This window comes from Pseudomonas sp. NY15354 (genome assembly GCF_048068075.1).
GTDB classification, from domain to species: Bacteria; Pseudomonadota; Gammaproteobacteria; order Pseudomonadales; family Pseudomonadaceae; genus Aquipseudomonas; species Aquipseudomonas guariconensis_C.
On the sequence record NZ_JBLUPV010000014.1, the window covers coordinates 83098 to 103385 of the forward strand.

Here is a 20288-nt window from a genome sequence, read left to right on the forward strand (position 1 = left end):
GCGTTTCTGCCTGCTACCATGGCGCCCTTTTTGCCCGCCCGACGCAACGTCGGCGGCGCCACCCTGCCTGACACCCCGGCATCCGCCCGACCAGCGCCCAGCCTTCAAGGAGCCCTGCATGACCCCGCTTCGCCCTCGCCTGCCCCTTCGCCTGCTTGGTCTTGGCCTTGCCCTGCACAGCGCCCAGGGGCTGGCCGATGACAGCGTCACCCTGGCGCCACTGCGCGTATCGGAGGTATACGGCGAGGAGGGTTATCAGGTACGCGAAGCCCAGGTGGGCGGTCTGCAGCCAGGCCCGCTGCTCGATACGCCAGCCTCGGTCAGCGTGTTCGGTCGCCAGCTGCTGGACGATCGCCAGGTCCGCACGCTCAGCGACGTGCTGCAAAGCGACGCGTCGGTTGGCGAAAGCTACGCGCCGGTCGGTTATTACGAGAACTTCAATGTGCGTGGCTTCGAGCTCAACGCCGCCAGCAGCTACCGCATCAACGGCCAGACCATCGCTGGCGAGCAGAACGTGGCGCTGGAAAACAAGCAGCAGGTGGAACTGCTCAAGGGGTTGTCCGGTTTGCAGAGCGGCGTGTCGGCGCCGGGTGGCCTGATCAACTATGTGACCAAGCGTCCCGAGGACGTGCGCAGCGTCAGTGTATCGACCAACGAACAAGGCGAGCGCTACCTGGCCACGGATCTCGGGGGCTGGTTCGGCAGCGAGCGCCAGTTCGGCCTGCGCGCCAACCTGGCCCATGAGGACATCCGCTCCTACGTCGACCATGCCGATGGCAAGCGCGACTTCGCCTCCCTGGCATTCGACTGGCAGATCAACCCCGATGCCACGCTGCAGCTCGATGCCGAATACCAACACCGCGAGCAACTGTCGGTTCCCGGGTATCAATTGCTCGGCGGCACCGAGGTGCCCCATGGCGTCGACCCTGACGACCACCTGGCCTACCAGCGCTGGGCCAAGCCTGTGCAGAACGACTCGCTGAACCTGGGTGGGCGGTTCGAGTACCGCTTCAGCGATGCCTGGAGCGGCACGCTGAGCGCCTCGCGCAGCAAGGTGGTGATCGATGATTACAGTGCGTTTGCCTGGGGCTCGGGAACCGATGCCTTCTTCGGCAGTAACGGGGACTATGAAATGTATGATTTCCGCAGCCCTGATGACACTCGACGCATCGATGAAGCCCAAGCCATGCTCAATGGTCATTTCGACGTATTAGGCGTGATGCATGAATTGACTGTCGGTTCTAGCGCCCAGCGCCGCACGCTCGATCAGCGCCCGAGCTACATGGAATGGATCGGCACCGGCAATATCTATACCGGCGCGCCAGCGAAAGACCCTTCCGACAAGCCCATCGGCTCCAGCGAACGCCGCCTGGACAGCCGCCAATACGGCCTGTTCATCAGCGACAAGATCACCTTCAACGAACAATGGCAAACCATCATCGGTGCCCGCGAAGTGCGCCTGGACGAAAAAACCTGGGATGAGAACGGCGATGCCGGCCGCCATACCCAGCAATACCAGTTGCTGCCCAACGCCGCGCTCATCTACAAGCCGCAGCCGGACACCACGCTCTACGCGAGCTACTCGAAAGGCCTGTCCGCCGGTGGCACCGCGCCTTGGTTCGCCAGCAATGCCACGGAAATCCTCGCCCCCACCCTGTCGCACCAGACGGAGCTGGGCATCAAGCATGACTGGCAGGGCATGAGCTTCAGTGCCGCACTGTTCCAGATCCGCCAGGCCTACCAATACGCACGCCCGGACAGCGGCGGCTTCACTTATGTGCAGCAAGGCCAGCAGAAGAACACCGGCCTGGAAGTGGGCGCCAGCGGCTGGGTGACCTCGCGCCTGCAAATCCAGGCCAGTGCCGCGGCCATTCACGCCCGGGTGCAAAATAGCGGCACCGACGCCTACGAAGGCCACCAGGCGATCAACGTCCCCCGGCTGCGCGCCGCAGTGCAGGCCGACTACAGCCTGCCGGTCCCGGGCCTTGCCCTGCTCGGCGGCGCCCGCTACAGCGCCAGCAAGTACGCAAGCCAGGCGGGTAATGTGGAGGTAGGTGGCTACACGGTGTTCGATATCGGCAGCCGCTATCGCACCCGCATCGGCGGCTATGACACCGTGCTGCGCCTGACGGTGGATAACGTCTTCGACAAGCGCTACTGGCGGGATGTGGGGAACTACCTGGGGGACAACTACCTGTTCCAGGGCGCGCCACGCACGGCTCGGTTGTCGGCCTCGGTCAGCTTCTGAGGTCTGGCGGCCCTACAGCCCATCACGGGACAAGCTCGCGCCTACAAGGTCATCGCACCCCTTGCAGGCGCGGGCTTGTCCCGCAGTGGGACGCACGGCACTTTTGGACAGGAAACAAAAAGCCCCCGGCATTTCTGCGCGGGGGCTTCTTGTGGAATGTGGCGGTGAAGAAGGGATTTGAACCCTTGATACGATTTCTCGTATACACACTTTCCAGGCGTGCTCCTTCGACCACTCGGACACTTCACCGGATCTCTTCAAGCAGTTCAGCCTGTCGAGGCGCGCTAATTTAGTAGAAGCCTTTTCCTTTGGCAAGCATTTTTTTCAGAATTTTCATGCGCTTAAGCCAATTGGCCAAAACACCGGGCCTGCCAGGGCGATGCTGCCAATCTCGCCAGTGCTTTTACAAGCCGCCTTGACCCCCACCCCGCCGCGACAAGGGACGCAGCCCAGACGCTGACCGACCAGTCAGCCTTATTGCTTTACCTGATCGGCGCCGCTGGGTACCGTCGTCGCCACGTTACCCAAAGGACTCTGTCATGAGCGAGCTGATTACCTACCATGCCGAAGACGGCATCGCCACCCTGACCCTGAACAACGGAAAGGTCAACGCCATCTCGCCGGACCTCATCACCGCCTTCAATGCCGCCCTGGACCGCGCCGTGCAAGAGCGTGCGGTGGTGATCATCACCGGTCAGCCGGGCATTCTCTCCGGCGGCTATGACCTCAAGGTGATGACCTCCGGCCCGAAAGAGGCCGTCGGCCTGGTCACCGCAGGTTCCACCTTGGCCCGTCGCCTGCTCAGCCACCCCTTCCCCGTGGTGGTCGCCTGCCCAGGTAACGCCGTGGCCAAGGGAGCGTTCCTGCTGCTGTCGGCCGATTACCGCATCGGTGTCGAAGGCCCCTACAAGATCTGCCTGAACGAAGTGCAGATCGGCATGACCATGCACCACGCCGGCATCGAATTGGCCCGTGATCGCCTGCGCCGCTCGGCTTTCCATCGTGCGGTGATCAATGCCGAGGTGTTCGACCCGCAGGCCGCCGTGGACGCAGGCTTCCTCGACAAGGTGGTGCCCGCCGAACAACTGCAGGAAACCGCCCTGGCGGCCGCCCGCGAACTGAAGAAGATCAACATGCTGGCGCACAAGAACACCAAGCTGAAAGTACGCAAAGCCCTGCTTGAAACGCTGGACAATGCCATCGTGCTGGACCAGCAACAAATGGGCTAGTCGAGAGCGCTGATCGCTGAGCAAGCCCGCGCCTACAAAAAGCACCGCCACCTGTAGGGCAGGCTTGCCCCGCTCCGCCACACCCAAAGGTTTGCCCCGGGCAGTGCACACCCGTACACTGCGCCGCGACTGTCTGGTGTGTGAGTCGTCCCATGCTCTATATGCTCCGCATGCTCCTTCTGGCGCTGCATTTTCTGGTCGTCGGCGTGGCAGGCCTGGTCATCGGCCTGTGCCGGCCATTCAACCCCGATAACAGCCGCGTCTTCGCCCGCCTCTACAGCCTCCCTGCTGCCTGGCTGATGCGCATCCGGGTCAAGGCCGAGGTCGGCCCGTTGTGGGACCAGCCGCCCGGCTGCGTCATCGTCGCCAACCACCAATCCAACTTCGACCTGTTCATCCTCGGCCAGGTCGTGCCGCAACGCACCGTGGCCATCGGCAAGAAGAGCCTGGGCTGGATCCCGCTGTTCGGCCAGCTGTTCTGGCTGGGCGGTAACGTGCTGGTGGATCGCAAGAACGCCTATCAAGCGCGCAAGGCCATGCAGGTGACCACGCGCATCCTGCGCAACGACACCTCGATCTGGATTTTTCCCGAAGGCACCCGCAACCCCGGCGAACAATTGCTGACCTTCAAGAAAGGCGCCTTCCACATGGCCGTCGAGGCCGGCGTGCCCATCGTGCCGGTGTGCGTCAGCCGCTACTCCAAGCGCCTGGGTCTGAACAGCTGGCGCCAGCGCACGGTGATCGTGCGTTCGCTGCCGCCGATTGTCACTGCAGGCCTCAGCCAACAGGACCTGCCGGAATTGATCGAGCAATGCCGCACGCAGATGCAGCAGTGCATCGACCGCATGGAAGGTGAGCTGGCGCAGCACTGATTCGAGCCACGGTATGCGTGTCGCCCGCCAGCGGCTTTGGCGGGCAGACGATGGTTGCTCTATGACGTGACAGAGCCCAAGCTGTATCGGGTGTTCAACCGAAGAAGCGGACAACCATGGGGCGAGTCGTGGCATCGGCGGTATACAGCGCCGGCAGAAAGGTCACCAACATCAGCATCGATGAAGGCAGCGAGTGGGCACGCAAGCCCGGGCACTTCGTCTGGATCGGCCTGGAGGAGCCCAACGCCGAAGAGCTGGCCAACCTGCAGCGTCAGTTCGGCCTGCATGAACTGGCCATCGAAGACGCGCTGGAAAAGCACAGCCGCCCCAAGCTCGAGACCTTTGGCGACGCCTTGTTCATCGTCACCTATTCGCCGGTACGCCATGAAGGCAAGCTGGAATTCATCGAAACCCATATCTTTGCCGGCAACGGCTACATCATCACCTGCCGCAACGGCCACTCCAAATCCTATGCCCTGGTGCGCCAACGTTGCGAGGCGCGCCCGTTGCTGCTCGAGCATGGCGAAGACTTCGTGCTGTACGCCCTGCTCGACTTCGTCACCGAGAACTACCAGCCGGTCAGCGAGGCCATCCACGGCGAGATCGAGGAGCTGGAGCAAAGCGTGCTGAGCAACTCGCTCCAGGAAGAGGATATCCAGCGCCTGCACAGCCTGCGTCGGGACATCCTGCGCCTGCGTCGCTACGTGGCGCCGATGGTCGAAGTCAGCGAAGAGCTGCAGCGCCTGAACTTCCCCTTCATCGACAAGAACATGCGCCCGTACTTTCGTGACGTGCAGATCCATGTCACTCGGCAGATGGAAGACCTGGCCAGTATCCGCGACATCGCCAGCCAGACCATCGAGATCGGCATGCTGCTGGAGTCGTCACGCCAGAGCATCGTGCAGCGCAAGTTCGCAGCCTGGGCGGCGATCCTGGCGTTCCCCACGGCGATTGCCGGTATCTACGGGATGAACTTCCAGAACATGCCGGAACTGGGCTGGCATTACGGGTACTTTGGGGTCTTGGGCGTGATTGGCGTGGGGTGTAGCGCATTGTTCGCCAGCTTCAAGCGCTCCGGCTGGCTATAGCGGCGCCCGCTTCGCGGGTGAACCCGCTCCCACAAGGGCCTGAGCAAATCCAGGTGGGAGCGGGTTCACCCGCGAAAAGGACGCCACAGACGCCTCGGTACAACGCAGCTCTGAAACACCGCCCAATGCCTGCAGGACAGGCCTTGACTAGGCCTAGGCCGCGTTCTCCTTCGCCTTGTCCGAGTGACCGATGAACCGCAGCATCCATTCGCCCACCAGATCGCCCTGGTGGTCTTCCTCCAGGCTGGCGATCGCCCGCTGGTAGACTTCTTCGCCCAATACCTCCTGGCGCGCATTGAGCAAGGCGCGGGAGTAGTCATGGACGAACTCCGGATGCCCCTGGAAGCACAGCACCTGATCGCGGATGTGGTAGGCCGCGTTGGGGCAGAAATCGCTGGAGGCGATGACCGTGGCGCCCTCAGGCAGTTCGGTCACCTGGTCCTGGTGGCTGATCAGCAGGGTCAGCTCGGACACCTCAGGGTCCATCCACGGGGCGTGGGCGGCCAAAGAGTAACGGTGGATCCCCAGGCCCCAGCCCTGATCGGCCCGCGCGGTCTTGCCGCCAAGCACCAGCGCCAGCACCTGGTGGCCAAAACACACGCCCAGCAGCTTCTCGCCACGTTCGTAGAGCTTGAGCAGATAGGCCTTCAGCGTCTGGATCCAGGGATCGGAGCCGAACGAGTCCGCCTTGCTGCCGGTCACCAGGTACGCATCGAAGGTTTCGCCTTCGGGAGGGTACTCGCCGTTCATCACGTTATAGACGCGAAACTGCGCTGCGATCGGCTGACGCGAGAACAGCTGCTCGAACATCCTTCCGTAGCCCTGATACTGCGCGGTCAACTCCGGTCGCAGGACATCGGTTTCCAGGATGCAGATGCGTAACGACATAGGGATAGTCCTGAACGACGTGTGTGGGATTTTTGCTGTAGAGACTGACGCGAAACCTACCTACAAGCAAGTAGGATGCACTGACGAACGGTCACTTATTTCAGCGGGTCGGGCATTGGGGGCGCAGCTGTCTAGCCAGAGCATGCCAGCGTGATAGCCCTTGGCCTCATAAGCGAAAGAAATCAACGGGCCAACCAATAGAACAAAGGGTTCTCAAACATGGATAACGCACACCCTACTGTTGGTTGTATATCCAGACACAAGAGACAAGAGGCATGCGGGACCGGCGTCACCAAACGCCGTCGCGATCGACCCGAAGCGAGACAAGGAAGCCAAGGGCTATTCAGGAATAACAACAAGAAGGCGGTCCGCCATGTTCAGACAATCGAAAGTACGCCAAGCCGGGCTCATTCTCTTCGCCACGACCTTGCTGCTCATTCTGCCGAACCTGACACGCTTGTTCGGATAAACGCAGCCGTGGCCTTTACAGGCATCGCGCAGGTAATCTGCCGACCAAAAATGGTTGGAGATTACCCATGCGCCATTGCCTTGCCCTATTGACCTTGCTGTTCTGCCTGCCGCTGTCGGCGGCGCAATTGCATCTGGAGCTCGGTAATACCGCACGCCAGTGGCAAAGCGAGGCGTTGCTGGCTCATCCGCAGGCCCAGGACATCAGCATCGAGCAGGATGTCTCCTACAAGCGCCCCATGCACTACCGCGCGGTGCCCTTGAGCGCGTTGCTCGAAGGCGTGGGGGCCGACGATCACCTGCAAGCCGTCGCACTGGATGGCTTCGCCGCCGAAATGCCCGCGGCGCCCTTGCTGCAGGCTGGGCCCGCACGGGCGTGGCTGGCGGTGGAAGACCCCGCCAAACCTTGGCCCGCCCTGGGTAACGGCAAACCGAGCGCCGGGCCGTTCTATCTGGTCTGGACCAACCCTCAGGCCAGTGGCATCCGCCCCGAGCAATGGCCGTTCCAGATCACCACGATTCGCCGCCTGCCGCCGGTGCAGGCGCGCTTCCCTGCCCTGCTGCCCGACCCCAAGCTTTCAGCGAACGATCCGGTGCGCCGAGGCTTTGCCCTGTTCCAGCAGAACTGCCTGGCGTGCCACCGCCTCAATGGTGCAGGCGATGCTCAGTTCGGCCCAGACCTGAACGTACCCCATAACCCCACCGAGTACTTCCAGCCAGGCTTTTTGCGCCGCTACATCCGCGACCCGCAAAGCCTGCGGCAATGGCCTCAGGCGAAGATGCCAGGGTTTGCCGAAAACGTGCTGAGCGAACAGGAGCTCGACGAACTGATCGCCTACCTGGCGCACATGGCCAAGCGCAAGCCTTGAGGGGCGCCCAAAGCACTGTAGAACCTGCGCTGTTGTGGATCTTTCCAAACACCGTGGAAGCTGGCGCAGCCTGCGATGGGCCGCGCAGCGGCCCCAGGCCCAAGGTATTCAGGCGACCGGCCGCTCCTGCTTCACGCCCCAGCCCTCGACCTCGCCGCCAAACGGCGAGACGACCTGCTCGAAGGCTTCCTCGAAGGCGCCGATCCCTCGGTAGGTGGCATACATGATTTTGCTCAGTTCCAGGTGCCACGCGCCATCGTCCAGCTCGCGCACCTGGGCATTGAGGGATTCACCACGGAACTGCCCGGCCGCACGCCGCGCACCGGCCTCGTCGGGGAACACCGCATAGAACTCGATGGGATGGATTCGGGTGAAGTCAAAACCGCCAGCTTTCATCTGGCGAAGGACATTGCTGCTGATATCGTCGTTCTGGCTGCTCATGAAACGTCCTCCTACAAACGCAATGGATAGACTTTCCGTGCACAACGCACCTGCTTTGCACAATCGAGTGCCTGGCAGATCGAGCTAATGAGAGACGCGAATGGAGCCGACGCGGATCCGCAGAAAGACCCGGGCCTCGTCTGAGCGTAGTGCCTGCTGGCTCACAGCGCCAGCGCAGCGCGCTCAGGGCCGTTCATCGATGCCGGTGATGGAGACGCCGTTCTGCTCCTTGAGCCAGCGCACCGTGGGGGAAGGACTGCGGTCCTGGAAGTCATTGAGGTCCAGTTCATCGATGACGGGGAACAAATGCGAACGGATCAACCGGGCGGCTTGCTCATCGCTTGGGCGTTGATCACCGTTGTACAGCAGTGAACTCTGTACGCCATTCTGGTCGACGAAGGTGACTTCCCACTCTTTCATTGAATTGCCCTCTCAATCAAAGAATACCGGGTGTGTGCTGCCAGTATCCTTGACCGTCGGCGAGGGCGTTTGTTCAGTTAAGCCGCTTTGGTGGGGCGAGCCCCGCCCCCACAGATGCAGGCTTGCGCATCATCTGTGGGGGCGAACGCGCGCGGCGTCAGTCCTTGGGTGTGCCGTGGACGACACCGGCGGTGTTCTCCATCAGGCTCTTGGTCGCCGTCTGGATGTAGGACTCGAGGCTCTTCAACAGCTCAGGCTGGTCGGGGCTCTCGATCAGCTCGGCCTTGAACTCGCGACCCAGCTGGTAGCGGTACAGGCGCGGGCTCATGTCCTTGGACTCGATCAGGATGCGATCCCCCTTGACCAGGCCGACGATCTGTTCGCTGCCCGACGGCTTGATGATGCCCACGCCCGGGTCGCCCTCAGGCAGGTTGAGCAGGTCGCGGCCCCAGCACTGGTGACGGGTCTGGCCACCCAGGCGGCCCATGATGGTCGGCACGATGTCGACCTGGGTACCCACAGTGTGGTTGACCGCGCCGAACTTCTCCTGGATGCCCGGGGCGATCAGCAACAGCGGCACGTTGAAACGGCCCAGGTCCAGCTCGGTGACCTGCTGCTGGTTGCCGAAGCCATGGTCGCCGACGATGACGAACAGGGTGTCCTTGAAGTAAGGCTCCTTACGTGCCTTCTCGAAGAACTGGCCCAGGGCCCAGTCGGAGTAGCGCATGGCCGTGAGGTGCTCATCCAGACGGCCAAGGCCTGTGACCTTCTCGACCGGCAGGTCCTTGGGCAGTGCATATGGCGTGTGGTTGGAGAGCGTCTGCAGCAGCGCGTAGATCGGCTTCTTGCCGTCGTGCTTGGCCAGCTCTTCATTGCCACGGTCGAACATATCCTGGTCGGACACGCCCCAGGTCGGGTCGGAGAACACAGGATTGACGAAGTCGTTACGGCCGATGAAGGTGGTCATGCCCTGGTTGCCGAAGAAACCGGACTGGTTGTCCCAGGCAAAGTCACCGTTGTAGACGTAGACGTCGTCGTATTTACGCGCGCTGAGCAATGCCGGCAGGCCAGACAGCTTGTGACCACCCTCCGGGGTCTGCATCAGGTACTCGAAGCCCGGCAGGTTCGGGAAGCAGGCCATGGTGGCGAACATGCCCTGGTGGGTATGGGTGCCATTGGAGAAGAAGCGGTCGAACAGCAGACCCTCCTTGGCCAGTTTGTCGAAGTACGGCGTGATGTTGTTGGGGCTGCCCAGGGCGCCCACCGAGTGACCGGCGAAGCTCTCCATGAGGATCACCACGACGTTCTTGACGGCCAGGGTGCGGTCGGCTGGCGGCACGAAGTCGCGACGCACGGCAGCTTCATCGGCATCGACCAAGGTGTCGTTGGGGGTCAGCAGCAGGTCACGCACAGCTTGGGTGGCCGCGTCCTGCTCGACGGTGGGCTTCCAGATATTGGCACGGTCCTCGCCGAAGCGGCTATGGGCCGCGTCGATCAGGGTCAGGGTGCCGTTCAGGCCAAGCTGGTTGACGAAGTTCGAGTCGGTGGTGAAGGCATCACCCCAACGCATCGGAGGGCCCTGGCGCAGCGTGCCACGGGCAGCGGCCACCGCCACCAGCAGGACCACCATGAACACCGCCAGGCGGTGGTACCAAGGGGCGACACGACGTGGCGCCAAGCCTTGGGAGACACCGTCACCGCGAGTCAGGCGGTCGATGCCCTTGAACAGCAGGCTCAGCAGCCAGGTGCCAAACAGCCAGGCCAGCAGGTAGCGCACGACCGGGAAGCCGTACCACAGCATGCTCAGGACGGTCTTGGGGTCTTCCTTGATGTACTGGAACACCAGGCCGTTCAGACGCTGGTGGAACTCGCGGTAGAAGTCCATTTCCATCAGGCCAAGGAACATCACCACGCTGGAAGCCAGGGTCAGCCACAGGCGGAAGAGCCCGCGACGGGCCATCGCCCAGGGACTGAGCAGCGCCAGCAGCAGCGGAATGCTCAGGTACACCACCACCCGCAGGTCGAAGCGCAGGCCGTTGAGAAAACCTTCGGCCACAGTGGAGGACGGTGTATCGCCGATCATGTCGCTGTTGTAGATCAGCAACGCCAAGCGAACCAGGCTCAGCATCAGCATGATCACCAGGCCGCTGAGTAGCGTGTAGGCCAGGTGCGATTTGAGGGTCGGCGCGAACGAAGCCGGCACGGCCCGTTGCTTCAAGGCATCCGTGTTAGCCATGAATGGGGGGATCCTAGGATTGCGGGTTTGCGGAAAGGCGAAATCGCCCTGCTACCTGAAGGGCCCGGCCATCAAAGCACGGCTATTGGGCCAACGCAGCATTGTGCGGCGCGGATTTTCGATAATCCAGTGTGAAAATTTTGTCACGAGCCGGCGTTTGCGCTGTCTAGCGGGCCCATTGGCGGGTAAACCTGCCAATGGGCCGGATTTATGCCGGCGCCTTCAGAACTTCAGGTTGCCCCTGGGCCCGGCAATGGCCCAGATGATCAACCCGAGCACCGGCAACAGGACGATCAACAAGATCCAGAGCACCTTGATGCCCACCTCGGCACCGCTCTTGAGCACATGAAGAATCGCCCAGATGTCCAGGGCGAGGATGATCAGCCCGACCAGGCTGTTGAAGGTGGAACCCATGCGACCGCTCCTGCCAAAAGGTTTGCCGCCAAGCATAGCCGGCTATTGCGTCGATAGAATGGAATGCTTGGCCGCGGCGGCAGGTCAATGGCTAGACTGCGTTCATACATTGTCACGAGGTCCGCATGCCCCCTGCCCACGCCACTGAAAGCCCTGCTCCCGTCTCGCTGTTCAACGCCTGGCGACAACAGGCCGCGAGCACTCCCTGGCTCAGCGCCGGCCTGGCCCTGAGCCTGCTGGTGGTGCTCGGCCTGCTCGCGGCCAGCCTGTGGAACGCGATTCATGGCGACCATGCCGACAACCTGCACCTGGCGCTGCTCGGCGGCCTGTCGGGGTTCGGCGCCACGGCTCTGGGCGCGGTGCTGGCGGTGGTGCTGCGCGATGTCAGCACGCGCAGCCAGGACGTGATGCTCGGCTTTGCCGCCGGCATGATGCTCGCGGCGAGCTCGTTCTCGTTGATCCTGCCAGGCCTGGACGCAGCCCGGGAGATCACCGGCAATGGCCCGGCTGCAGCCTTCACCGTGGTATTGGGGATGGGATTGGGTGTGCTGTTGATGCTCGGCCTCGATCGCTTCACCCCGCACGAGCACGAAAGCACCGGGCCTTGCGGCCCAGAGGCGGAGCGCATCAACCGGGTGTGGCTGTTCGTGCTGGCGATCACCCTGCACAACCTGCCCGAAGGCATGGCCATCGGTGTGAGCTTCGCCAACGGCGACATGAACATCGGCCTGCCGCTGACCAGCGCGATCGCCATCCAGGACATTCCTGAAGGCCTGGCGGTGGCGTTGGCCCTGCGTGCGACAGGTCTGTCGAACCTCAAGGCGGCGCTGGTAGCGATCGGCTCCGGCCTGATGGAGCCACTGGGTGCGGTGATCGGCCTGGGCATCTCCACCGGCTTCGCCCTGGCCTACCCGGTGAGCATGGGGTTGGCGGCAGGCGCCATGATCTTCGTGGTGTCCCACGAAGTGATTCCCGAAACCCATCGCAATGGGCACCAGACCTCGGCAACCCTGGGCCTGATGGGTGGGTTCGCGGTGATGATGTTCCTCGATACCGCGTTGGGCTGATCTGTACCAACCTCTTCCAAGTAAACCCGCTCCCATCAGGCCAGCGTTGAGCCCTGGAGCGGGTTTACCCGCGAAGTAGCAACGGCCGAGCTGACGTCAGACGTGAACCGCGACCTTCAACGCCTCCAGCGCCGGCTCGACCTTGATCCCCACCTCTGCCCCCAGCTCCAACACCCGGGCCAGATCGTTCTGCCCCACCATCACCATTTGCAGCTCGTCATCGAGCAACTGACTGAAGTTGACCAGCACATAGCCGCCGGCTTCCTTGTTCAGGGCGCCCATCTGGACCTGGATACGATTGAGCGCGGTCAGCGGCTCGGTGCGCGCCAACTGCTTGGGCTTGAGGTTGAACGGGACACTCTTGTCGAACGACTCGGTGATGCGCTCGAACAGTTCCTGATAGCTGTCGGCCTGGAACAGCACGGTGTCCGGCAGGCTGCCGACCACGACCCATTCACCCAGCGGGATAGGGAAGCTGTCGTCGTAGTTGATGTCCGGATTGGCGGCCAGGAAAGCGGCGGGATCGGCGTAGGCCTGGGCGGCCTCATCGGCGATGCGCTCGATGTCTTGCTCGCGCATGCAGCCGGCGCCGATGAGGCTGATGAGTTCGAACAACTGGTTTTTCATGGGGGGCCCCTGCGCTGGCGAAAAAGTCGCCAAGGATAGCCGCAAATGCCCCCTGAGGGTTAGCCGGCCAGCGCCTGCAGGCGCGCGCCGGTGTCCGCCGCGCCCATGGTCTGAGCGGCGGCCAAGGCGGTGGCGCCCCGGGCATCCTGACGCGCAGGGTCGGCGCCTTGGGCCAGCAGGAATTCGAGGATCTCGCTACGGTTGAACATCGCCGCCAGCATCAATGCGGTACGACCGTCCTCGGCGGCAGCATCCACCGGTACGCCGTGTTCGATCAGCAGGCGGATCATCGCCAGGTCCCCCTTGAACGCCGCGCCCGCGATAGGCAGTTGCCCGTTGTCGTTGGCGATCAGCGGGTCGGCGCCATGGGTCAGCAGCACTCGCACCGCCTCAACGTGGCCATGGTAGCTGGCCAGCATCAGCAAGGTGTCGCCCTTGTGGTTGCGCAGGTTGGCCGGCAGGCCGCTCTGCAGCAGACGCTCGAGCATGGGCGCATCCCCCCGCCGGGCGCGCTCGAAGACTTCTTCGGCAAACGCTGCGGTCTCTTCATCGGTCATGGCGGTGGGCTGTTGGTCGGACATCTGGAACCTCCTGGCAGGAATAGAGCCCAAGTCTTTGTCAGGCAGTGCCAGGCGGTCAAAGGTTCAGATTCTATCGGCCCGAGAGACAAACCTTATGAACCTTGCAAATTGCACTGTACAAAATGCACGACCATGCGAAATGCACGGTCGACGAAACTCAATCAACAACCAACATATTGATTTAAAAGGATATTTTTACCAGTCGTAGGCTGGCACGGTCACTGCAACGCTCAACTCACGTCTGCCCACCCAACAGTCAGGAGTTGAGATATGGACCTCATCCAGGAAAAGTTCGCCTCGGTATTCTGCGCCTATCAAGTCCAAACCCAGCCTCGCCCCGACGGCGGTATCCAGCTGACCTTGCGGGCAGCCGATGGCAAGGTGACTCGCCGTGCCTTGACCTACGCACAGTTGCACAGCGCCGAGCAGTTGTCCTGGGCGATCAGCGCCATCCGCCGCGATCTGGCCGAGCAGGCCAGCGAACTGCCGGTGATCTCCATGTTGCAAAGCCAGCAGCGTTTCGCCCTGCCGACCTATCGCTGAATGCGCCGCAGCCTTCGCGGGTAAATCGGCAGGCCGATTTATCCGCGAAGTCGCGTGCATCAGAGCTCGTCCATCCCCGCAAACTGCCGAGCCGAAGCATCGCCAGTAAACTGCGGCTGCATCCCCGCTTCGCTGCCAAACAGGCGCAAGGCCAGGCAGAACGGGTTGTCCCCAAGATCCACCCAGCGGCGCAGGCCAGCCGGCACCACCAGCACATCGCCCTTCTCGCACAACACTGCCTGCACGTAGTCGCCCAGGCGCAAGCTGACCTGTGCACGTCCGCTGATCACGGCAAACACCTCGACCGCCTCGTGCACGTGCTCCTCGCGAAGATCGGCCTGGGTCGGGTCAAGGCCGTCGCGGTTGAGCAGGCCGAACGCTACGCTGCCATGGGCGGTCATCAACTGATCCAACAGCCCTTGGCATTCGGCCAATACCTGCTCCTGGGCGGTGCCCGGGCGGATGCGCAGCTCATCGGTGCGGCGCTCCAGGCGCACGCCCTGCTCGGCCAGGGTGGCGGCGATATCGTCGTGGTGGGTCAGCACCTTGTTCGGCAGCTCGGGGCTGGAGAGATGGAAAACGCTGAGAATGCTCATCAGGGGCTGGTCCTGGTCTGTTTCGAACAAAAGGCAATGATAACGGCTGCGGCCAGTGCCGCGATGCTGGCCATACCAAAGGTGAAGGCCGGGCCCAGCAGTTTCCAGCTGTAGCCCGAATACAACGCGCCCAGGGCGCCGCCCGTGCCAGACAGCGCCGCGTACAGGGCTTGGCCCTGCCCCTGCTGGCGGGCGCCGAAGCTGGCCTGGACGAAGGCGATGGCCGCGGCATGGAAACAACCAAACGTCGCCGCGTGCAGCACCTGGGCGAATACCAGCACAGCCGGGATATCCGCCAGATTGCCCAACAGCAGCCAACGCAGCGCCGCCAGCAGGAAGCTTGCCAGCAGCACATGGCGTACCGACACCTTGGCAAAGATCCGGCTCATGGCCATGAACACCAGCACTTCGGCCACCACCCCCAGCGCCCACAGCAAGCCGATGGCACCCCGGGTGTAACCCAGGTGCTCCAAATGCAGGGTGAGGAAGGTGTAGTAAGGGCCGTGGCTGAGCTGCATCAGCGCCACGCACGCGTAGAACGCCAGCACACCCGGCGCCGTCAATTGCCGCAGAAAGCCCCCTGCTCCCTTGCGCTCGGCATGCTCTACCGGCTGGGCGTTGGGCACCCACAGGCTGGCGACGAAAATACCGGCCATGATGGTCACCAACGCCAGCGGATAGATATCCAGGCTCAGCCACTCGAACAGCCGGCCCAGGCCCACCACGGTGAGGATGAAACCGATCGAGCCCCACAGGCGCACTTGGCTGTAGCGTGAGGTTTGCCCGTGCAGGTGCGCCAGGGTGATCACTTCGAACTGCGGCAGTACGGCATGCCAGAAGAACGCGTGCAGGGCCATCACCAGCGCCAGCCAGGCATAGCTTTTGTCGACGAAGATCAACGAGAAGGTGGCCAGGGTCGACAAGGCGCCCAGGCGAACGATCAGCAACCGCTGGCCGCTACGGTCCCCCAGCCAGCCCCACAGGTTCGGGGCGATGCAGCGCATCAGCATGGGGATGGCCACCAGTTCGCCGATGCGCGCCGGTGAGAAGCCTAGATGGTCGAAGTACAGCGCCAAAAACGGAGCGGTGGATCCGAGCAGGGCGAAATAGAAGAGATAGAAGCTGGACAGGCGCCAGTAAGGGATCGGGGGCATGGGTCGGGCCTTTTGTTGCCTGTGCCGGCCCCTTCGCGGGTAAACCCGCTCCCACAGGAACTGCGATGATCCTGTAGGAGCGGCTTTACCCGCCAAGTGACCAGTGCAGACGAATCAGCGCTGGCCCAGCACCGGGGTATTCACCTTCACATCGGCATTCTGCGCGCGGTGGCGCAGCAGGTGGTCCATCAACACGATGGCCATCATCGCCTCGGCGATCGGCGTGGCACGGATGCCCACGCACGGGTCGTGACGGCCCTTGGTGATGACCTCGACCGGGTTGCCGTCGACATCGATGGAGCGGCCCGGAGTGGTGATGCTCGAGGTCGGCTTGAGCGCCAGGTGGGCGATGATCGGCTGGCCGGACGAGATCCCGCCGAGAATGCCGCCTGCGTTGTTGCTCAGGAAGCCCTCAGGGGTCAGCTCATCGCGATGCTCGGTGCCACGCTGGGCGACACTGGCGAACCCGGCGCCGATTTCCACGCCCTTGACAGCGTTGATGCTCATCAGGGCATGGGCGAGTTCGGCGTCCAGACGGTCGAAGATCGGCTCGCCCAGGCCAGGCATCACGCCCTCGGCGACCACGGTGATCTTCGCGCCGACCGAGTCCTGGTCACGGCGCAGCTGGTCCATGTAGGCCTCCAGCTCCGGGACTTTGTCCGGGTCGGGGCTGAAGAAGGCGTTGTCCTCGACCGAATCCCAGGTCTTGAACGGGATCTCGATCGGGCCCAGCTGGCTCATGTAGCCACGCACGCGGATGCCTTGGGTGGCCAGGTATTTCTTGGCGATGGCACCGGCGGCCACGCGCATGGCGGTCTCACGGGCCGAGCTGCGGCCACCACCGCGGTAGTCGCGGATGCCGTACTTGTGGTGGTAGGTGTAGTCGGCGTGGGCCGGGCGGAACAGGTCCTTGATCGCCGAGTAGTCCTTGGACTTCTGGTCGGTGTTGCGGATCAACAAACCGATGGAGCAGCCGGTGGTACGGCCTTCGAACACACCCGAGAGAATTTCGACCTCATCCGGCTCCTGGCGCTGGGTGGTGTGCCGGCTGGTGCCCGGTTTGCGGCGGTCGAGGTCGTGCTGCAGGTCGGCCAGGGAGATTTCCAGGCCCGGAGGGCACCCATCGACAATGGCGACCAACGCCGGGCCGTGGCTTTCGCCTGCGGTGGTGACAGTGAACAGCTTGCCGTAGGTATTGCCGGACATGGACGCTCCGCGAATCAGCCTGAATGTGAAGGAGGCACGCAGTATACGGAAATTCCCCTTATTCGGGTGCTCGGTTCGGCCCCCGTCGTGGGCAAACCCGCGCCACAGTGTTGCGCTGAAACCTGTCGCACCCGGTTTACCCGCGAAGGGGCATGGCAGAACCTTCGATCAACCGCCCGGTCCAACCGACATCCCACCAAGTAGTAGCCCTATGATGTTGCGCCTCGCCGCCCTGCTCCTGCTGCTGTGCACAGGCCTCGCCCAGGCCGCCGCCCCGACCGTCCTGCAACGTCCCATCGACCTGGACACCGGCCAGGGCGTGCTCCATGGCAGCTTGCTGCTACCCCAACAGGCCACACCACCGCCAGTGGTGCTGATCATTGCCGGTTCCGGTCCCACCGACCGCGACGGCAACAATCCCGCCAGCGGTCGCCTGGACAACCTCAAGCGCCTGGCCTTGCTGCTGGCCGGCGAGCACATCGCCAGCGTGCGCTTCTACAAACGTGGCGTGGCCGCCAGCCAGCCGGCCACGCCCGATGAGCGAGACCTGAGCGTCGAACGCTATGTGGCCGATGCGGTGGCCTGGGGCCGCAAGCTCAGGGCCGACCCACGCTTCGGTCCGTTGATCCTGCTCGGCCATAGCGAAGGCGCGCTGATCGCGACCCTGGCCGCTGAACAGGCCGGCGCCAGCGCGGTGATCACCGTGGCCGGCAGTGGTCGCCCCGTGGCCGACGTGCTGCGCGAACAATTGGCCCAGCGCCTGCCGCCGGCGGAACTGGCGCGCGGCAACACGGTGATCGACCGCCTGCAGGCCGGGCAGACCACGTTCGATGTACCCGCGCCGCTGCGCGATGTGTTTCGCCCGAGCGTACAGCCCTACCTGATTTCGCTGCTGCGCCAGGACCCGGCAGCAGCGTTCGCTCGTCTGCAGATGCCCGCTTTGATCATCCAGGGCCGCAACGATGTGCAGGTGGAGGTCGCCGATGCCGAGCGCCTCAAGGCCGCCAAGCCCGACGCGCAACTGGCGCTGATCGATGGCATGAATCACATGCTGCGCATCAGCCCACGGGACATGAGCCAGCAACGCGACAGCTACCGCAACCCGGGCCTGCCATTGGCCCGTGAGCTGGGGGCTCGGATCGTGGCGTTCATCCGTCAGTTGCCGCAGGCGTAGATTCGGCTCAGGAAGTGTTGGTCGCTGCCGATAACGCAATCATTGAGGCGGTGTGTTTGGGGTCGCCATGCGGCTCTTTCGCGGCACAAGGCCGCTCCTAACAGACATTACCCAATGCCTGTAGGAGCGGCCTTGTGCCGCGAGAAGGCTGCAAGGCAGCCCCGATCGAATCACCGCCACCGTGCATTCGAGGACACCCCTGATGACCGACGCCCCCGCTGCCGTTGAGGCGGACGAAGAACCCCAAGCCCCGGAACGCGCCCCATTGCCCTGGGAAGACTTGGCCTGCGAACACTTCCAGTTGCTGCGCCTGGCGGCCTTGCCCATCGACCGCAACAGCGGCGCCCGCCCGCTGCGCTTCGTCGAGTTCGGCCATGCCGAGCGGCACAGCAAGACGCACAGCCTGCTGCGCTTGGAAATCCGCCTGCCCGGGCAGAAGGTTCGCAAGGAGCAGAACCAGCTGGATATCCGCGTCGATCACGAGCAGCGTCAGGTGCGCATTGGCGACGACAACGGTTTGCAGCTGGAACCCCTGAACCGCGGCCTGGGGCGCTTCCTGTTGGGCCAGGCAGTGCAATGGCTGCAACAGCGCTGGTCGAACTATCAGGTCGAGGGCATGGCGCTGCCCAACAAGGATGCCCTCAACGAAGACACCCGCCTGCGCCGCGACCATGTGCTCAGCAGTGTCGGCCTGACGGTGGAGTACGAGGGGGGGCAACTGCTCAAGGGGCGTACCATGGACACCCCGGTGGGCCAGCTAAAGGGCGGCTGGAACAACGAGAAAGTCCAGCGCGTCGAGATCCTCGAAGCCGCCGGAATGCTGCAACAGGCCGAGCAGCAGTTACTGGAGAAGCAGGCGCAGTTGCGCGAGCGCGATGAACGGGTCGCCAAGTACCGCCGCGAAGACAGCGGTTTGCGGTTCACCATCACCTGCCTGGTGGCGTTTGCCGTGTTCCAGGCCGGGTTGCTGATCTGGATCGCCACCCGCTAGAGACGCGGCGTCATCTTCGCGGGTAAACCCGCTCCCACAGGTCCAGCGTCGAACCTTAATGGGAGCGGGTTTACCCGCGAAGGCGTCAGCCCGGCCAATGCAGCGGCTGCGCCTTGCCCTTCCGGTAATTTTCCCAAGCTCCGCTGCGTCGCAGTTCGGCTGCTACAGGTCAGCGTCGAACCTTGTGGGAGCGGGTTTACCCGCGAATGGGCTGCGCCGCAGCCCTTTGCCTTGATCAGACGCGGGAGCGGAACAGCTCTTGATGCTGGCGGCACTGCTCGGCGGTCAGCATGAACACGCCATGCCCGCCCCGCTCGAACTCCAGCCAAGCGAAGTCCACCTCTGGGTACAACGCCTGGACATGCACCTGGCTGTTACCCACCTCGACGATCAACAACCCTTTTTCGTTCAGGTGGTCAGCCGCCTCGGCGAGCATGCGCCGCACCAGGTCCAGGCCATCGTTGCCGCAGGCCAGGCCCAGCTCGGGTTCGTGGTGGTATTCGGCCGGCATGTCGGCGAAGTCTTCGGCATCGACATACGGCGGGTTGGACAGGATCAGGTCGAAGCGCTGCCCCGGCAGACCGGCGAAGCCATCACCCTGAACGGTGTATACACGCTCCTCCAGGCCGTGGCGCTCGATGTTGTGGTTGGCCACTTCCAGCGCATCGAAGGATAGGTCGGCCAGCACCACTTCGGCCTCGGGGAACACGTCAGCGGCGACGATGCCGATGCAACCGGAGCCGGTGCACAGGTCCAGGATGCGCGCAGGCGCCGCGGCCAGCCACGGTTCGAAGCGCTTTTCGATCAACTCGCCGATGGGCGAGCGCGGCACCAGCACACGCTCGTCGACCACGAACGACATGCCGCAGAACCACGCCTCGCCCAGCAGGTAAGCGGTGGGCACCCGCTCTTCGATTCGGCGCTTGAGCAGGTGCTGCAGGCGCACGCGTTCGTCATCTTCCAGCTGGCAGTCCAGGTAGCTGTCGGCCACTTCCCACGGCAAGTGCACGGCGCCCAGCACCAGCAGGCGGGCTTCGTCCCAGGCGTTGTCGGCACCGTGGCCGAAGAACAGGTCGTGCTCATGGAAGCGGCTGACCGCCCAGCGGATATGGTCGCGCAGGGTGCGCAGGCGGGATGTGATCACGGATGACTCCTTTTAAGACAGGACAAAAGTCT

General features: G+C 63.4%; 20 protein-coding genes and 1 tRNA gene. 9 read left to right on the top strand and 12 right to left on the bottom strand.

Going from position 1 to position 20288, the window contains the following annotated elements:
- Positions 1–118 precede the first annotated feature (118 nt).
- Positions 119–2248, top strand: coding sequence for a TonB-dependent siderophore receptor (locus ACNFCH_RS15285; protein WP_416743059.1), 2130 nt, complete (start codon positions 119–121; stop codon positions 2246–2248).
- A 159-nt stretch (positions 2249–2407) separates the two neighbouring features.
- Here ACNFCH_RS15285 and ACNFCH_RS15290 read toward each other — a convergent pair.
- Positions 2408–2497, bottom strand: a tRNA-Ser gene (locus tag ACNFCH_RS15290).
- A 290-nt stretch (positions 2498–2787) separates the two neighbouring features.
- On the opposite strand from ACNFCH_RS15290, the gene ACNFCH_RS15295 reads away from it, so the two are divergent.
- From ACNFCH_RS15295 to ACNFCH_RS15305, 3 genes are all read left to right on the top strand, one after another.
- Positions 2788–3477 (top strand): crotonase/enoyl-CoA hydratase family protein, encoded by a 690-nt coding sequence (locus tag ACNFCH_RS15295; RefSeq protein ID WP_337157567.1) that lies wholly within the window; start codon positions 2788–2790, stop codon positions 3475–3477.
- A gap of 152 nt (positions 3478–3629) precedes the next feature.
- Positions 3630–4349: a lysophospholipid acyltransferase family protein gene (locus ACNFCH_RS15300; protein ID WP_337157566.1), complete on the top strand. Its 720-nt coding sequence runs from the start codon at positions 3630–3632 to the stop codon at positions 4347–4349.
- A gap of 116 nt (positions 4350–4465) precedes the next feature.
- The gene (locus ACNFCH_RS15305) at positions 4466–5437 is read left to right on the top strand and encodes a magnesium and cobalt transport protein CorA (protein ID WP_196163908.1); all 972 of its coding nucleotides are present in this window, start codon (positions 4466–4468) and stop codon (positions 5435–5437) included.
- A 153-nt stretch (positions 5438–5590) separates the two neighbouring features.
- Here ACNFCH_RS15305 and ACNFCH_RS15310 read toward each other — a convergent pair whose 3' ends face one another.
- Positions 5591–6325 (bottom strand): amidotransferase, encoded by a 735-nt coding sequence (locus ACNFCH_RS15310; RefSeq protein ID WP_416743060.1) that lies wholly within the window; start codon positions 6323–6325, stop codon positions 5591–5593.
- A 536-nt stretch (positions 6326–6861) separates the two neighbouring features.
- On the opposite strand from ACNFCH_RS15310, the gene ACNFCH_RS15315 reads away from it, so the two are divergent.
- Positions 6862–7662 carry a cytochrome c gene (locus ACNFCH_RS15315; RefSeq protein WP_337157563.1) on the top strand — a complete coding sequence of 267 codons (801 nt, stop codon included), beginning with the start codon at positions 6862–6864 and terminating at the stop codon, positions 7660–7662.
- A gap of 108 nt (positions 7663–7770) precedes the next feature.
- Here the strand turns inward: ACNFCH_RS15315 and ACNFCH_RS15320 are convergent, their stop codons facing one another.
- The 4 genes from ACNFCH_RS15320 to ACNFCH_RS15335 form a co-directional block, all read right to left on the bottom strand.
- Complete coding sequence (locus ACNFCH_RS15320; protein ID WP_043209796.1) at positions 7771–8103, bottom strand: ribonuclease E inhibitor RraB; 333 nt, start codon at positions 8101–8103, stop codon at positions 7771–7773.
- Between the two features lie 183 nt (positions 8104–8286).
- Entirely contained in the window at positions 8287–8523 is a 237-nt protein-coding gene (locus ACNFCH_RS15325) for a hypothetical protein (protein ID WP_070093747.1), read from the bottom strand.
- A gap of 157 nt (positions 8524–8680) precedes the next feature.
- Positions 8681–10759, bottom strand: coding sequence for an LTA synthase family protein (locus tag ACNFCH_RS15330; protein ID WP_337157562.1), 2079 nt, complete (start codon positions 10757–10759; stop codon positions 8681–8683).
- Positions 10760–10981: 222 nt separating this feature from the next.
- The gene (locus ACNFCH_RS15335; RefSeq protein ID WP_196163912.1) at positions 10982–11173 is read right to left on the bottom strand and encodes a PLDc N-terminal domain-containing protein; all 192 of its coding nucleotides are present in this window, start codon (positions 11171–11173) and stop codon (positions 10982–10984) included.
- Between the two features lie 125 nt (positions 11174–11298).
- On the opposite strand from ACNFCH_RS15335, the gene ACNFCH_RS15340 reads away from it, so the two are divergent.
- Complete coding sequence (locus tag ACNFCH_RS15340; protein ID WP_416743061.1) at positions 11299–12240, top strand: ZIP family metal transporter; 942 nt, start codon at positions 11299–11301, stop codon at positions 12238–12240.
- A 96-nt stretch (positions 12241–12336) separates the two neighbouring features.
- Here the strand turns inward: ACNFCH_RS15340 and ACNFCH_RS15345 are convergent, their stop codons facing one another.
- Both ACNFCH_RS15345 and ACNFCH_RS15350 read right to left on the bottom strand, forming a co-directional pair.
- On the bottom strand, positions 12337–12867 hold the full coding sequence (locus ACNFCH_RS15345; protein ID WP_337157560.1) for a hypothetical protein: 531 nt from the start codon (positions 12865–12867) through the stop codon (positions 12337–12339).
- 59 nt (positions 12868–12926) lie between these two features.
- Positions 12927–13448 carry an ankyrin repeat domain-containing protein gene (locus ACNFCH_RS15350; RefSeq protein WP_337157559.1) on the bottom strand — a complete coding sequence of 174 codons (522 nt, stop codon included), beginning with the start codon at positions 13446–13448 and terminating at the stop codon, positions 12927–12929.
- Positions 13449–13718: 270 nt separating this feature from the next.
- Here ACNFCH_RS15350 and ACNFCH_RS15355 point away from each other — a divergent pair, with 270 nt between their 5' ends.
- Positions 13719–13991: a DUF3509 domain-containing protein gene (locus ACNFCH_RS15355; protein WP_070093741.1), complete on the top strand. Its 273-nt coding sequence runs from the start codon at positions 13719–13721 to the stop codon at positions 13989–13991.
- 59 nt (positions 13992–14050) lie between these two features.
- Here ACNFCH_RS15355 and ACNFCH_RS15360 read toward each other — a convergent pair whose 3' ends face one another.
- The 3 genes from ACNFCH_RS15360 to aroC all read right to left on the bottom strand — a co-directional run bounded on the left by ACNFCH_RS15360 (position 14051) and on the right by aroC (position 16947).
- On the bottom strand, positions 14051–14587 hold the full coding sequence (locus ACNFCH_RS15360; protein WP_337157558.1) for an oxidase: 537 nt from the start codon (positions 14585–14587) through the stop codon (positions 14051–14053).
- Positions 14587–15741, bottom strand: a complete 1155-nt coding sequence (locus ACNFCH_RS15365) for an MFS transporter (RefSeq protein WP_337157557.1) — start codon at positions 15739–15741, stop codon at positions 14587–14589. The genes ACNFCH_RS15360 and ACNFCH_RS15365 overlap by 1 nt, the downstream gene beginning before the upstream one ends.
- Positions 15742–15855: 114 nt before the next feature.
- Complete coding sequence (gene aroC, locus ACNFCH_RS15370; protein ID WP_070093738.1) at positions 15856–16947, bottom strand: chorismate synthase; 1092 nt, start codon at positions 16945–16947, stop codon at positions 15856–15858.
- A 211-nt stretch (positions 16948–17158) separates the two neighbouring features.
- Here aroC and ACNFCH_RS15375 point away from each other — a divergent pair, with 211 nt between their 5' ends.
- Together ACNFCH_RS15375 and ACNFCH_RS15380 are read left to right on the top strand one after the other, a co-directional pair.
- On the top strand, positions 17159–18121 hold the full coding sequence (locus ACNFCH_RS15375) for an alpha/beta hydrolase (protein WP_416743062.1): 963 nt from the start codon (positions 17159–17161) through the stop codon (positions 18119–18121).
- 202 nt (positions 18122–18323) lie between these two features.
- The gene (locus tag ACNFCH_RS15380) at positions 18324–19112 is read left to right on the top strand and encodes a hypothetical protein (RefSeq protein WP_416743063.1); all 789 of its coding nucleotides are present in this window, start codon (positions 18324–18326) and stop codon (positions 19110–19112) included.
- 235 nt (positions 19113–19347) lie between these two features.
- On the opposite strand, the gene prmB is transcribed toward ACNFCH_RS15380, so the two are convergent.
- Positions 19348–20256 (bottom strand): 50S ribosomal protein L3 N(5)-glutamine methyltransferase, encoded by a 909-nt coding sequence (gene prmB / locus ACNFCH_RS15385; protein ID WP_070093735.1) that lies wholly within the window; start codon positions 20254–20256, stop codon positions 19348–19350.
- Positions 20257–20288: the final 32 nt, after the last annotated feature.